The sequence below is a fragment of the Acinetobacter sp. Marseille-Q1623 genome (assembly GCF_902809895.1).
Classification (GTDB): domain Bacteria; phylum Pseudomonadota; class Gammaproteobacteria; order Pseudomonadales; family Moraxellaceae; genus Acinetobacter; species Acinetobacter piscicola_A.
This window is the reverse complement of record NZ_CADDWG010000001.1, coordinates 1489560-1503209: the sequence shown is the minus strand read 5'-3', so window position 1 is coordinate 1503209 and position 13650 is coordinate 1489560. Positions and strand designations below refer to the sequence as shown.

The window sequence follows — 13650 nt, the reverse complement described above, 5'->3', positions numbered from 1 at the left end:
TATGGGCTGGTTTATTTTTATTGCAATTTTTGTCCTTATTTTTATTTGGGGAATTGCTATTCGTAATAATATTGTTCGTTATTTTAATGCGACCAAACGAGCTTGGGCTGAAGTGGCAAATTTTGAAGTACAAAAAGCCAAAATTTTAGGCAATCTAGAACAAGTTTTGACAAAATATACTGAGTTTGAAAAATCGACTTTAGAAAAAGTCACTGAATTACGTCAACAAATTTTAAATCTCAATTTGAATCATACAGATGTTTCTCAATTGCAACATATTGAAAAGCTCAGTCAAGATTTGATAAAAAATTTAAATGTCGTGGTAGAAAATTATCCTGAACTCAAAGCAGATCAGATTTATCTAAAAATGATGGATGAGATTCAAGAGCAGAATGAAAATGTGGGCGCAGCCATTACGATTTTTAATCGAAATGTTGAAGAATTTAACAATACAATTCAAGTTTTTCCCAACAATTTAATTAATACACTGACCTTATCAAAAAAGGCAATACGTCCATTTTCAGATCCAATTTTGTTGAAAAATTTTGATTATCGACCAAATTTTTAAAATTTGAATCAGACTGTTTTAGCCTATGGTTGATGTGAGTAATCGCTTATGGATGAAGAATTGATTAACTCACATTTTTGTAAAAAATAATAAAATCGAGTTTATTGTTAAATATCCAAAAACTGCATGATCTTTGCGGTGTTTGGAAATTGTTCAATATTTATATTCATGATTATCTATTCCTATCTTTAGAAATGCTCAATGAATGAGCTTTCAAAATAAAAATATGCGAAAAATGTCATAAAAATTATGATGTTTGTACAAGGATTAAAAGGATATTGTCATGAAGACATTAGAGCGAGCGCATCAAGATTTTGATTATGAAGCATTGATTTCAAAAAGTTTAGTGGGTACACCACAAGCACTGAATGCGTACATAGAATGCTGTGAACGTTATGTTGGCTCAGATAAAGTTGCGCTGATTTGGCAAGCGAAAGATGGTAGATCTGAACAATGGACGTTTGAGCAACTTGCGGAAGCTTCAGGAAAATTAGCCAATTACTTTCAGCATGTGGGGATTCAAACTGGGGATTGTATTGCAGGTTTATTGCCGCGTACGCCTGAGTTATTAATCACTATTTTGGCAACATGGCGAATGGGGGCAATTTATCAGCCTTTATTTACTGCTTTTGAGTCGAAAGCGATAGAGCATCGCCTTGATACTGCCAATACTCAATTGGTTGTGACCAATTCAGAGCAACGAAGTAAATTAAATCATATTGAAGTTCCACAAATTTTAACGGTTTATACAGATCAACATGAGAAAAGAATTGACCCAGATTTTTGGCAAGAAGTGGGGCAACAAGATGCAGCATTTGAAGCTGTGCAACTTGGTTTTGATGATGATTTTTTAATGATGTTTACCTCAGGAACGACAGGTTTGGCAAAATCTGTTCCTGTTCCTTTAAAGGCAGTTTTGGCATTTAAAGAATATATGTTGCATGCAGTTGGATTAACTGAAGAAGATTCGTTTTGGAATTTAGCTGACCCTGGTTGGGCATATGGTTTGTATTATGGTATTACAGGTCCATTGGCATTAGGGCATAGCATCATTATGGATGAACGTGCATTTAGTGTAGATAATGCCTTAGAAATAATCAAAAAATACAAAGTCAGTAATTTAACAGGTTCACCAACCGCTTTTCGTATGTTCTTTGGCTTTAAAGAAAAATTTGATGCTTCAATTCAAACGCATTTGCGTGTGGTCAGTAGTGCAGGTGAACCTTTAACACCTGAAGTGATTCATTGGTTTAATCAAGATTTAAAGGTCAATATTTTTGATCAGTATGGGCAAACTGAATTGGGAATGGTGATTGGTAATCATCATGCTTTGCAGCATCCAATCAAGATCGGTTCAGCAGGTTTTGCAAATCCTGGGCATCGTTTTGCTGTACTCAATCAAAATCATGAAGAAGTCGAACGTGGTGGGATTGGAACATTGGCAATTGATTTTTCAAAATCTCCTCTAACATGGTTTAAAGGTTATGGCGGTAATAACCGTAAATCATTTGTTGGGCATTATTATTTAACAGGCGATACGGTCAAACTCAATGAATTAGGTGGGATTGATTTTGTGGGTCGTGCTGATGATGTGATTACAACATCAGGCTATCGTGTAGGTCCTTTTGATGTTGAAAGTACACTTTTAGAATGTGTAGAAGTATTAGAGTCAGCAGTCATTGGTAAACCTGATGTAGAGCGTACTGAAATTGTCAAAGCCTTTGTGGTTTTAAAACCTCAAGTTGCGGCATCGGCTGCGTTAGCCATTCAATTACAAGATTATGTGCGTTCTCGTTTATCTAAGCATTCATATCCACGTGAGATCGAGTTTGTAGAGCGTTTACCAAAAACATCGAGTGGAAAAATTCAGCGTAATTTATTGAAACAACAAGAAATTGCAAAGTTACAGATGATGCAACAAGCCGTTTAAGTGTTTCAGAATTTCTCTAAGCACCCGAAATGGGTGCTTTGATTTCTGAATCTACCCTTTGATTCAAGTCGTAAAACGGTTTTTACAGGTTGACCATTTAATGCGGAAATTGCACACCACATTTGACACATTCAGCAATATGTAAATGTTGCATCTCATATTGAACGAAGTGATGTTTACAAAATAATTGTTTAAACGCTTTAAACATTTGCCATTTACTCCTTTTATAAAAAGATAAAAATGACCTAAATTCATTGAGCGAATGAAGCTGATTTGAATAAATTAGGCTGCTTAAGAAATTATTCTACATTATTTAAAAATATTGTCAAATTTCAATAATTTAAATTTAATTTAATGAGTGCTGAAAGTTAAATCTCCTAATCACAGTAGATCAACTATAATAATACCTCAACTGATCAAGATTCATCTGAAAAGGATATTCCAGTGGTAACAGAACTTGCGCTAGATTTGGAACTCAGTGATGCAGAAATGCATCTTTATTCACGTCAAATACTGCTTGATGGTTGGGATATTGAAGCGCAGGAAAAATTAAAACTTGCCAATGTGCTTATTGTGGGATGTGGCGGAATTGGTTGTACCACTGCTGAATTACTTGCACGTGCAGGTGTAGGGAAAATTACCCTGATTGATGCAGATACAGTAGAAATGAGTAATTTACAACGACAAATCGCCTATAGTCAGCAAGATATTGGTTTTTATAAAGCCGAAATTTTGGCGAAACGACTACAACAAATTAACCCTTTTATACAGGTTGAAAGTATTACAGAAAAACTCACATCAAAAAATGCTGAGCAACTCATTCATGCTCAAGATTTAGTATTAGATGGTTGTGATAACTTTGAAACTCGCTATTTGGTGAATCAAATATGTACTCAGCATAATGTTACTTTGATTAGTGCGTCTGCGATTGGTTTTCAAGGGCAATTGTTTATGGTGGCAGAGCATTCGGCATGTTATGAATGTGTATTTCCAAAAGAACAACATACCAATGAAAGCTTACGCTGTGCTGATACAGGTGTTTTGGCAACGACACCGAATGTAATGGCAAGTTTGCAAGCACATCATGCACTTTTATATTTGGGTTTAAATCGGATGGCATTGAAACAAAAACTCTTGCTTTGGGATGGCTTAACAATGAAACAACGAATTTTAAGCTTTGAAAAAGATCAAGATTGTGCAAACTGTCAGGCAAGCCATACTGCAAATGTCATTTAATTTGTTAAACTCAATCCCATTATTTTTATTCTTTGCTTGTACTTAGACATGATGAAAAACAAAATTTTCTTAGATGGACTGCGCTCCGTTGCCCGTGTCGGTGAAACGGCAGTGATTGCAGCAAAAGCGGGCATTAAATATGCCACTGAAAAACCAAGTCATGCAAAATTGATGCGAGAGACTTTCGAGTCTTTAGGCTCAACCTATATTAAACTCGGACAATTTGTTGCGAGTACACCTTCATTATTTCCACGTGAATATGTGGAAGAGTTTCAAGGCTGTCTAGATCAAACGCCTTATTTACCTTTTAGCTATGTGAAAACTGTGTTAGCTGAAGAATTTGCGGGTCGTGATTTGACTGAGATTTTTGCTTCTATTGAAGAAAAGCCTTTAGCTTCAGCCTCTATTGCCCAAGTACACGCAGCAAAACTGGTCAGTGGCGAAGATGTTGTTATTAAAGTACAAAAACCAGGTGTAGAAACCATTCTTTATACCGATTTAAATGTACTGCATTGGGCAACAAAACTGCTTGAAAAAGCGGTGCCTAAAGTAAAATTTGCTTCATTGGCGGACATTGTGGATGAAATCAAAACACGTATGGTACGTGAGGTTGATTTTATTGAAGAGGCCAAAAATTTAGATGATTTTGTGAATTATTTAAATGTTTCACAAAATCAAGCTGCAACTGCACCAAAAGTTTATCACCAATATTCAACACGCCGTGTCTTAACCATGCAGCGTTTATATGGTGTACCACTGACTGACTTTGAAGTTGTTAAAAAAGTGGCAAAAGATCCATCACAAGTATTAATTACCGCAATGAATACATGGTTTGGTAGTTTAATGATGTGTGAAAGTTTCCATGCCGATTTGCATGCAGGTAACCTGATGTTACTTGAAGATGGTCGTATAGGTTTTATTGATTTTGGCATTGTAGGTCAGTTAAACCCACAAGTATGGACAGCATGTATGGCATTTATGGATGCTTTACAACGTACTGACTATATTTTAATGGCTGAAAATATGCTGAAAATGGGCATGACAGATCAACAAATTGACACTAAAGTGCTTGCCGATGATTTGGAGCGTTTATTTAGTGGTGTATTATTGGCAGATCCGCAGCAAATCATGACCTCAAATCCGTCTGACCTCAATGACATTATGTTGGATATGGTGGCAGTCGGTGAGCGCCATGGCATTCGTTTCCCACGTGATTTTGCTTTATTATTTAAGCAAATGTTGTATTTTGATCGTTTTATGCGTGTTCTTGCGCCATATACTGATATTTATGCAGATCAACGTTTGCAAATGGTACAACATCTAGATCCTGCAACTTTATTGAAGCAGTGATTGAGTGTTCCTTCTTTTAAAATGGAAGTGATAAGGGAGTTTTTTATTAGAAAATTCCCTTAAATATCTCCTTTTTTAAAGGAGATATTTTTTAAAATTGAAATAGAGAATTTGAGTGTCATGGATGCAATTATTATTGAAGGTTTGAAAGTTGATACAGTTGTCGGCTGTTTTAATTGGGAGCGACAGATTATTCAACCTTTGATGCTAGATTTGACGATACATACATCTTTACAACAAGCAGCAGAGTCAGATGAGTTAGTGGATACGCTGAATTATGCAGAGATTTGTGAAATTTCAGCGCATGTTATTCAAGAGGCTGCCCCAAAATTAATCGAACATGCCGCAAAATTAGTGTTGAATGCACTTTTTACTACCTTTTCTGCAATCGAATCTATTATCATTGTGGTTCGTAAGCCTGCCATTATCCCGCAAGCAAATTCTGTAGGAATTCGTCTTGAACGCCACCGAAATGATTTTCGCCCTAGCACTCGCCAGTAATCATCAACCTAAGCACTATTTTCAAAATACTTTTGCTCAAATTTCAACTTTGGGCGAGGTGATCTTTTCCAATATTTACGTTATTCCTTGTCGTGATGGTGTTGGTGCAGAATATTGGAATGCAGCTTGTTTATTAAAAAGTACCTTATCTTTAGATGAAATACAGAAGATTTTAAAAAAAATGGAACAGGACTCAGGGCGAGTCAGACCTTCACACCAAATTTCTTTAGATATTGATTTGATTGCATGGGGCAAAGACTTAAGTGAAATGCAATTTAACCCCAAAAAATTACCGTTAGCTTTAGATGTAAAAATACCCATGCGCAATATTTGGGAAAATCCTATTTTTAATCATGCAATTCATCAATATCCGCAAGTGTATCTTCATTCTGAAGTTTGATTTTTTGTATATCTCGGTAAATCGCTATTTGCAATTGCTAGATTCACCATTTTATTAAGAAAAATTAAAATGTAATGTCCCGTTTTTAGCACAATTTTTTATTTTGGTATAACTAAATTGTTGTTTGAATGATTGTTTTGGTTATTGTCTGATTTGTTTTTATACTTTATATCTTGAATAATTCGCGTGTAAATATATTTTTCATAGACCGCTTTTATAACTAGAGGAAGATGTTGGATGAAATCAGATCAGTAGCTTAAAGTTTATTGCTTTGAGATTGATTTGTAGATCTAACAAGATTCTTTAGAAAATTTTAAAAAATGCAAACATTGTCACAATTTTGGTGTTAAAATAGATGAAATTCACTATAAATAAGAAGCTTATGTTTAAGATTACCGCATTATTTTTCATTACGACCATTTTTGCAGTCGGATATTGGACATATATCGATACAAATAAGCGTAAAGAGCAAAATATGCTTAAATTGATTCAAGAAGCCAATAAAACTATTTTAACGGTAGAAAATAATCCCCATAATAATATGCGTTAACAAAGTAATCTTCAAATTATGGTGTATGGTTGGCGATTTTTAAAAAATAAATAAACAATATGGTATAATTTGCCAACCGTATTTTAGATAAAGAACAGGCGAGCACTGAAGTGAGCTTGAAAATGGATAAAAGGCTGCATTTTTGCAGCTTTTTTAGTTCAAAAAATCTTTATTATTTCTATCTTTTTGGTATGTAAATTGAATGTATTTCTTAGTTTTTTGAGAACATTTCGATTTATGCACAAAACCTTATCAACACATAGCTCAATTTTTATAGGGGCTCACCAATGACGACTCCAAATCCTTCTGCGGGTTTGCTTGAACGCTTATTCAAACTCAGTGAGAACAAAACTACGTTTAGAACTGAAATTCTTGCTGGTGTAACTACATTTTTAACCATGTGTTACATCATCATTGTGAATCCCTTAATTCTCTCTGAAACGGGGATGGACCATGGGGCTGTATTTGTCGCAACCTGCTTAGCTGCTGCAATTGGTTGTTTAGTGATGGGAATCGTGGCAAATTATCCTATAGCACTTGCACCCGGCATGGGGCTAAATGCGTATTTTACTTATTCGGTCTGTATCGGTATGGGCGTGCCTTGGCAAACAGCTTTAGCAGCAGTGTTTATGTCAGGTCTCATTTTTATTGCGATCAGCATGTTCAAAATTCGTGAAGCGATTGTCAATGCGATTCCGATGTCGTTGAAGTTTGCCATCGGTGGTGGGATTGGTTTGTTCCTTGCATTGGTTGCGCTCAAAAATGCAGGCATTATTGTTGATAATCAAGCGACGCTTGTAGGTTTGGGCGATTTAAAGCAACCGACTGTATTGTTGGCATTATTTGGCTTTTTCCTTGTCGTGATTATGCACCATTTTAAAGTACGTGGTGCGATCATCATCAGTATTTTAGTGATTACAGCATTATCTACGGTATTGGGTTATAACGAGTTTAAAGGTATAGTTGGTTCGATTCCATCGATTGCGCCAACGTTTATGCAAATGGATTTTGAAGGTCTGTTTACTGCGAGTTTGATTGGCGTCATTTTTGTATTTTTCTTGGTGGATCTATTTGACTCTACAGGAACGTTGGTTGGTGTTTCACATCGTGCTGGTTTACTCAAAGATGGTAAATTACCTCGTTTGAAAAAAGCCTTATTTGCCGATTCGACAGCTATTGTTGCCGGTGCTGCACTTGGTACTTCATCAACTACACCTTATATCGAATCTTCCGCAGGTGTGGCAGCAGGTGGACGTACAGGTTTAACGGCAGTTGTCGTAGGCTTGCTATTTATTGCCTGTTTATTCTTAGCACCTTTGGCACAGTCAGTTCCTGGTTTTGCCACTGCACCAGCATTGTTATTCGTTGGTGTGTTGATGATTCAAGGAATCACCAATATTGAATGGGATGACATTACTGAAGCTGTTCCTGCATTTTTAACTATTGTATTTATGCCATTTACCTATTCGATTGCAGATGGTATTGCGATGGGCTTTATTAGTTATGCATTGGTGAAATTATTCACAGGTAAAGCTGCAACTGTTCCATATATGGTATGGATTATTGCTGTACTTTGGGTGATTAAGTTCGTTGCATTTGGCGGCTAATTTTCGGTATTCAGAAAAGGGTGTAAACTCAGTTTGCGCCCTTTTTTATTTTGAAATAAATGTAAATCTTATTGTGAAATTTGAGGATAAAACATGAATAGAAATGAACTCATACGTGCTTTGCCAAAGGCAGAATTACATGTGCATATTGAAGGAACGTTTGAGCCAGAACTCATGTTTGCGATTGCTCAGCGTAATCACATCGACATTCCTTATAAATCCGTTGAGGAAGTGAAACAAGCCTATAATTTTCATAATTTACAGTCTTTTCTAGATATTTATTATGCGGGTGCGGCTGTTCTGATTCATGAACAAGATTTTTATGATTTGGCTTGGGCATATTTTGAAAAATGTGCGCAAGACAATGTTGTACATACAGAAATCTTCTTTGATCCACAGACTCATACTGATCGTGGTATAGCATTTGCAACCGTGATCAATGGTTTGCAACGTGCTTGTGATGATGCACGTGAAAAATTAAATATTAGTTCACATTTAATTATGTGTTTTTTACGACATTTAAGTGAAGAGGCGGCATTTGCAACTTTAGAACAAGCTATGCCTTATAAAGAGCAAATTATCGGTGTCGGGTTGGATTCAAGTGAAGTGGGGCATCCACCGTCTAAGTTTGAGCGTGTCTTTGCTAAAGCACGTGAAGCAGGCTTTTTGATTGTAGCCCATGCAGGTGAAGAAGGTCCTGCGGATTATGTGTGGCAAGCTTTGGATTTACTCAAAGTGAATCGCATCGATCACGGTGTACGTTCTGAAGAAGATCCTCAGCTTATGCAACGCCTCATTGCAGAAAAAATGCCTTTGACTGTTTGCCCACTGAGTAATTTAAAGTTATGTGTTGTGAATGATATGGCACAGCATAATATTCAGCGTTTATTACAGCAGGGCGTGCATGTGACGGTCAATTCAGATGATCCATCTTATTTTGGTGGGTATATGAATGATAATTTCTTTGCGATTGCAGATGCGCTAGATTTAAGTCATACAGAGCTGAAACAGCTTGCACAAAATTCTTTTGCAGCATCATTTATTTCTGATGCAGAAAAGCAAAAATGGAACAATCAAATCGATGCATTGGTATAAAACTCGGTTTATCCTAAGCATTAACAAGAAAGCAGTGTATTTACACTGCTTTTTTATGAGGAATTGAATGTGAAAATTTTTACTGCTTTAACATTATTGATGATTGTACCAATTACGGTGGCATGTGCCGATTCGGATTCTAAATCAGTGACACAAAAAATGTTAAAGCCATTAATTGAGCAACAATGTGCAACTGAACTCAAAAACTCAAAAGTTTGGCAGACATCATCATTATTTTGGAGCACGACACAACAAAGCAATGCGCAGCATAAAATTTGTGGCTGTGTCAGCGAAAATGCTTTAAATAATGTGGGCACTAAGGAGTTATTGGTTGCTTCAGTGAATGAATCTGCAAAAAATAAATTGATTGAAAAAGCAGTGGTGAATAGTTTGAAAGGATGTGCTGCTGAGATTTTTAAATAATAATTGTACATGTAACTGTATAATTTCATTATTTTTTGCACTAAAAAGCACATCTAATGATGTGCTTTGATGTTTTAAACAAATTGTGCTTTATCTAGCTTAGTCACTTTGACGTGTCATACTGCGTAATACATTATCTTTATCAATAAAATGATGTTTTAACGCTGCGGCAATATGCCCAACTAAGAGTAAACCCGCTGCCCATGAAAGATAAATATGCAATGGTTTTACAATGTCCATTAAGTCGGGGTTGTCCTGAACTAATCTTGGAATTTCAAATAAATATAAAACAGGCACAGGATGTCCTGCGCTCCAACTAAACAAACAACCTGTAATAGGAAGAGCCAACAACATAAAATAAAGAGCCAAATGCCCTAAATGTGCGAATGTTTTCATTGCAGGTGACATGGTATTGGGTAGTGCAGGTGCAGGGTGCGTATAACGCCAAAAGATACGAATAACCACTAAGAAAAGAATCGTTGATGCAATATTTTTATGTAAAGTAATCACATCCCCTTTAAAGCTACCATCAGTTTCATAGCTTAAAAAATTACCACTATAAAAACCAATGAACCAAGCACTAATGAAAATAATTGCCATAATCCAATGTAGGCATTGGGCTGTTCTTGTGTAATATTTTGATTGTTGTGGCATTGAACCATGTTCCATAGATCTATTTAGAAGCATCATATTTATTTTTCAATACAAGATCACTATTAAAAATTCAACGAATTGTTTTGTATTTGCAACGCTCAGCTAAAGTGAATATAAAATGCTTGAAAATAGTACAAATTTTAGCAAATTACATTTTTATAGAAAATTACAGGTTTAAACTCTATAGCACTTTCGGCACAATACGCACACTGAATTTTCATAACAAGGAAAATATTGTGAAAAAATTAATTGCAGTGCTTGCGCCAATCGCGCTTATATTGACAGCTTGCGCATCGACTTCAGGTACAACTGGTACTTCTACAGCTGCGTCAACGACGCAACAACTTGGCACAGCAGCATTAAAAATTGCAATTAATGCAAAATGTACAACAGAACTGAATAATTTACCTGCATGGCAAACTGCAACCAAATTAATGACTACTGAGCAAAAAAACAATGTTCAAGGTGAAATTTGTGGTTGTGTAAGCGACAAAGCACCACAAAGCGTAACGGCGGTAGATTTAGCAACGGCTGCAATTGATCCAAATGCCCGTGCAACGATTGTATCAAATGCAGTGACCAAAACCATCAATGCATGTGTGGCAGAAGCTGTAAAATAATTTGTGTTATAATGCGCAGAGGCTGACAGGTTCAGCCTCTTTTTTTATGGGTGAAAAGCAGATGTTAATTGCGGGTGTTGATGAAGCGGGCAGAGGGCCTTTAGTCGGGGCTGTTGTGGCTGCGGCTGTGATTTTAGATCCAAACAATCCAATAGAAGGTTTGAATGATTCTAAAAAACTCACTGAAAAAAAACGTGAAAAGTTATTTAAAGAAATCCAAGAAAAAGCGTTAGCTTGGGCAATTGCAGAAGCATCACATACCGAGATTGATGAACTCAATATTTTACAAGCATCTTTATTGGCAATGCGTCGTGCAGTAGAGGCATTAGCACTTGTACCTGAGCATGTTCGTGTGGATGGCAATAAAGTCCCGCAAGGATTGCAGATGAGTTGCGATGCTGTAGTGGGTGGGGATGCACTGCACCCAGAAATCAGTGCAGCAAGTATTTTAGCTAAAGTGACGCGTGATCGTGAGATGGTTGAACTTGATGCTATTTATCCACAATACGGATTTGCCAAACATAAAGGTTATCCAACCAAAGCACATTTTGCAGCCATTGAAGCGCATGGTGTCATTGAGCAGCATCGCCGAAGCTATGCTCCTGTCAAAAAAGCATTAAAATTATTTGAATAGTCTTCTAAATAAGTTGTATTTTGCTGTGCATAGATAAATTTAAAGCGGCCTCTTGAGCCGCTTTATACTTTCCCAACTAACAATAACTTAACGGTTAAAGTTATCATTATTTTGGGCATAATTATCTTCTTCAAATGAAGGTTGATAATCTTGATCAATGTGTTGCAAATGTTCGTGCATCGCACGTTCATGTTGAATGCGTTGATAAATTTCTTCACGATGGACAGAAACTTCTTTCGGTGCATTTACCCCAATACGAACTTGATTACCTTTGACACCAAGCACAGTAACACTGACTTGATCACCAATCATTAATGTTTCTCCGACACGACGGGTCAGAATCAGCATGTTTATCTCCTTGCAAAACGCTAAACCTGCAATGAATTTCTTTAGTTTAGAAAGCAACCTCGAAAACAGAGAGCATTTTAACAGAATAATGTGATCAAGTTTTCACTTTAAATCACTCTGGCGAAATTTTTTTACAACCTCAGCACTTAATATAACAGAGCCACTATAAAAAACTATAGTGGCTCTATCATTTTCTAGGTCAAAATTGCCAATAATAGGTTAATTTTGATTAAATTTTAAGCGCGCGTGCTAGATTCGCCATGTTCACGATCTAAGCCAAATGCTGTATGTAATGTACGAACAGCAAGTTCTAAATAATTTTCTTCAATAATCACTGAAATTTTAATTTCAGAAGTTGAAATCATTAAGATATTAATGCCTTCATCTGCAAGCGCAGTAAACATTTTACTCGCAACACCTGCATGTGAGCGCATACCTACACCAACGATTGACACTTTTACGATGTCATCACGCGTTGCGACTTCACGTGCGTTAATTGCTTTTGCAGTATCTTCTAAAATTGTTTTGGCTTTTTTAAGTTCGCCACGGTTTACTGTAAATGTAAAGTCCGTTGTACCATCTTCTTCAACGTTTTGGATAATCATATCCACTTCAACATTTGCAGCACCAATCGGTGACAAAATTTTAGAGGCGATACCTGGTTCATCAGGCACACCTAAAATGGTTAATTTTGCTTCGTCACGGTTAAATGCGATACCTGAAATAATAGGATTTTCCATGTTGTCTTCCGCTTCAGTGGTGATTAGTGTTCCAACGTTCTTTTTAAAATCTTCGTCGAATGCGCCATCATCGTCATTATCAAAACTTGATAATACGCGTAAAGGCACTTGGTATTTTCCTGCAAATTCAACAGAACGAATTTGCAAAACTTTAGAACCAAGTGATGCCATTTCAAGCATTTCTTCAAATGAAATGCGATCAACTTTTTTGGCTTTTGGTGCGACACGTGGGTCAGTGGTATAAACACCATCTACATCTGTATAAATTTGGCATTCATCTGCTTTTAATGCAGCAGCAAGTGCAACACCTGAAGTGTCTGAACCACCACGACCTAATGTTGTGGTATTGCCTTCAGCATCAAAGCCTTGGAAACCTGCAACAACAATTACACGTCCTGCATCGAGATGACCCGTCATGACATCCGTATCAATTGAGTCGATACGTGCTTTGGTGAATGCACTGTCAGTTTTAATACCAACTTGGCGACCCGTAAGTGATTTTGCTTCAACTCCAATGGAGTTAAGAGCCATAGACAACATTGCAATCGTTACCTGTTCACCTGTAGACACCATTTGGTCTAATTCACGTGGATCAGGGGTTTCGGTAATGGCTTTCGCTAAAGCCAATAAGCGGTTAGTTTCACCACTCATTGCTGATACAACCACAACCACCTTGTGGCCATGATCATGCCAACGCTTTACACGACGAGCAACATTTAAAATGCGCTCTGGAGTACCCATTGAAGTACCGCCATATTTTTGAACGATTAGTGCCATAACTATCCTTACCAAGTAAATAAGTCAAAAGACTTAACACTTACACATATTTGAAGTCGGAAAAAATACACAAACTCCAAAATACCACGTCGTACGTACACTTCAGTTAAGATGAATGCTGAAGTCTATACAGATATCGAATGTTGAAAAGTGAACAGAGATTGATATCACTTTTTCAACTTCGCTATTTTCATCCTGTTAATGGCTGTGAATTCAA

General features: G+C 36.6%; 15 protein-coding genes. 12 read left to right on the top strand and 3 right to left on the bottom strand.

Translation table 11 applies throughout. From position 1 onward, the window contains the following. Nucleotide 1: 1 nt before the first annotated feature. From HUV91_RS07145 to HUV91_RS07100, 10 genes are all read left to right on the top strand, one after another. On the top strand, nt 2-568 hold the full coding sequence (locus HUV91_RS07145) for a LemA family protein (protein WP_174492973.1): 567 nt from the start codon (nt 2-4) through the stop codon (nt 566-568). 283 nt (nt 569-851) lie between these two features. Then, a complete protein-coding gene (locus HUV91_RS07140; protein WP_174492972.1) occupies nt 852-2498 on the top strand; it encodes an AMP-binding protein in 1647 nt (548 codons plus the stop codon). Between the two features lie 489 nt (nt 2499-2987). Further along, a complete protein-coding gene (locus HUV91_RS07135) occupies nt 2988-3734 on the top strand; it encodes a HesA/MoeB/ThiF family protein (protein ID WP_174493604.1) in 747 nt (248 codons plus the stop codon). 51 nt (nt 3735-3785) lie between these two features. Further along, complete coding sequence (locus tag HUV91_RS07130; protein ID WP_130073041.1) at nt 3786-5084, top strand: ABC1 kinase family protein; 1299 nt, start codon at nt 3786-3788, stop codon at nt 5082-5084. Between the two features lie 120 nt (nt 5085-5204). Further along, nucleotides 5205-5585 carry a dihydroneopterin aldolase gene (gene folB, locus HUV91_RS07125; protein ID WP_130072778.1) on the top strand — a complete coding sequence of 127 codons (381 nt, stop codon included), beginning with the start codon at nt 5205-5207 and terminating at the stop codon, nt 5583-5585. Continuing rightward, a complete protein-coding gene (locus tag HUV91_RS07120) occupies nt 5542-5985 on the top strand; it encodes a 2-amino-4-hydroxy-6-hydroxymethyldihydropteridine diphosphokinase (protein ID WP_130072777.1) in 444 nt (147 codons plus the stop codon). The genes folB and HUV91_RS07120 overlap by 44 nt, the downstream gene beginning before the upstream one ends. A gap of 382 nt (nt 5986-6367) precedes the next feature. After that, the gene (locus HUV91_RS07115) at nt 6368-6535 is read left to right on the top strand and encodes a hypothetical protein (RefSeq protein WP_174492971.1); all 168 of its coding nucleotides are present in this window, start codon (nt 6368-6370) and stop codon (nt 6533-6535) included. 287 nt (nt 6536-6822) lie between these two features. Then, the gene (locus HUV91_RS07110) at nt 6823-8142 is read left to right on the top strand and encodes an NCS2 family permease (RefSeq protein WP_130072776.1); all 1320 of its coding nucleotides are present in this window, start codon (nt 6823-6825) and stop codon (nt 8140-8142) included. A gap of 93 nt (nt 8143-8235) precedes the next feature. Beyond that, complete coding sequence (locus tag HUV91_RS07105) at nt 8236-9237, top strand: adenosine deaminase (RefSeq protein ID WP_174492970.1); 1002 nt, start codon at nt 8236-8238, stop codon at nt 9235-9237. 69 nt (nt 9238-9306) lie between these two features. Next, nucleotides 9307-9660: a hypothetical protein gene (locus HUV91_RS07100; protein ID WP_174492969.1), complete on the top strand. Its 354-nt coding sequence runs from the start codon at nt 9307-9309 to the stop codon at nt 9658-9660. A 99-nt stretch (nt 9661-9759) separates the two neighbouring features. Here the strand turns inward: HUV91_RS07100 and HUV91_RS07095 are convergent, their stop codons facing one another. Further along, entirely contained in the window at nt 9760-10314 is a 555-nt protein-coding gene (locus tag HUV91_RS07095; RefSeq protein WP_130072773.1) for a cytochrome b, read from the bottom strand. Between the two features lie 236 nt (nt 10315-10550). On the opposite strand from HUV91_RS07095, the gene HUV91_RS07090 reads away from it, so the two are divergent. Both HUV91_RS07090 and rnhB read left to right on the top strand, forming a co-directional pair. Next, nucleotides 10551-10934, top strand: a complete 384-nt coding sequence (locus tag HUV91_RS07090; RefSeq protein ID WP_130072772.1) for a hypothetical protein — start codon at nt 10551-10553, stop codon at nt 10932-10934. Nucleotides 10935-10980: 46 nt separating this feature from the next. After that, complete coding sequence (gene rnhB / locus HUV91_RS07085; RefSeq protein ID WP_267313465.1) at nt 10981-11568, top strand: ribonuclease HII; 588 nt, start codon at nt 10981-10983, stop codon at nt 11566-11568. A gap of 87 nt (nt 11569-11655) precedes the next feature. Here rnhB and csrA read toward each other — a convergent pair whose 3' ends face one another. Together csrA and HUV91_RS07075 are read right to left on the bottom strand one after the other, a co-directional pair. Next, on the bottom strand, nt 11656-11916 hold the full coding sequence (gene csrA / locus HUV91_RS07080) for a carbon storage regulator CsrA (protein WP_130072770.1): 261 nt from the start codon (nt 11914-11916) through the stop codon (nt 11656-11658). A 236-nt stretch (nt 11917-12152) separates the two neighbouring features. Continuing rightward, complete coding sequence (locus tag HUV91_RS07075; protein ID WP_130072769.1) at nt 12153-13433, bottom strand: aspartate kinase; 1281 nt, start codon at nt 13431-13433, stop codon at nt 12153-12155. Between the last annotated feature and the right edge of the window lie 217 nt (nt 13434-13650).

Coding starts and splice junctions, on each gene's coding strand:
- HUV91_RS07145 (WP_174492973.1), top strand. CDS start 2: ATGGGCTGGTTTATTTTTATTGCAATTTTTGTCCTTATTTTTATTTGG.
- HUV91_RS07140 (WP_174492972.1), top strand. CDS start 852: ATGAAGACATTAGAGCGAGCGCATCAAGATTTTGATTATGAAGCATTG.
- HUV91_RS07135 (WP_174493604.1), top strand. CDS start 2,988: ATGCATCTTTATTCACGTCAAATACTGCTTGATGGTTGGGATATTGAA.
- HUV91_RS07130 (WP_130073041.1), top strand. CDS start 3,786: ATGAAAAACAAAATTTTCTTAGATGGACTGCGCTCCGTTGCCCGTGTC.
- folB (WP_130072778.1), top strand. CDS start 5,205: ATGGATGCAATTATTATTGAAGGTTTGAAAGTTGATACAGTTGTCGGC.
- HUV91_RS07115 (WP_174492971.1), top strand. CDS start 6,368: ATGTTTAAGATTACCGCATTATTTTTCATTACGACCATTTTTGCAGTC.
- HUV91_RS07110 (WP_130072776.1), top strand. CDS start 6,823: ATGACGACTCCAAATCCTTCTGCGGGTTTGCTTGAACGCTTATTCAAA.
- HUV91_RS07105 (WP_174492970.1), top strand. CDS start 8,236: ATGAATAGAAATGAACTCATACGTGCTTTGCCAAAGGCAGAATTACAT.
- HUV91_RS07095 (WP_130072773.1), bottom strand. CDS start 10,314: ATGCCACAACAATCAAAATATTACACAAGAACAGCCCAATGCCTACAT.
- rnhB (WP_267313465.1), top strand. CDS start 10,981: ATGGGTGAAAAGCAGATGTTAATTGCGGGTGTTGATGAAGCGGGCAGA.
- csrA (WP_130072770.1), bottom strand. CDS start 11,916: ATGCTGATTCTGACCCGTCGTGTCGGAGAAACATTAATGATTGGTGAT.
- HUV91_RS07075 (WP_130072769.1), bottom strand. CDS start 13,433: ATGGCACTAATCGTTCAAAAATATGGCGGTACTTCAATGGGTACTCCA.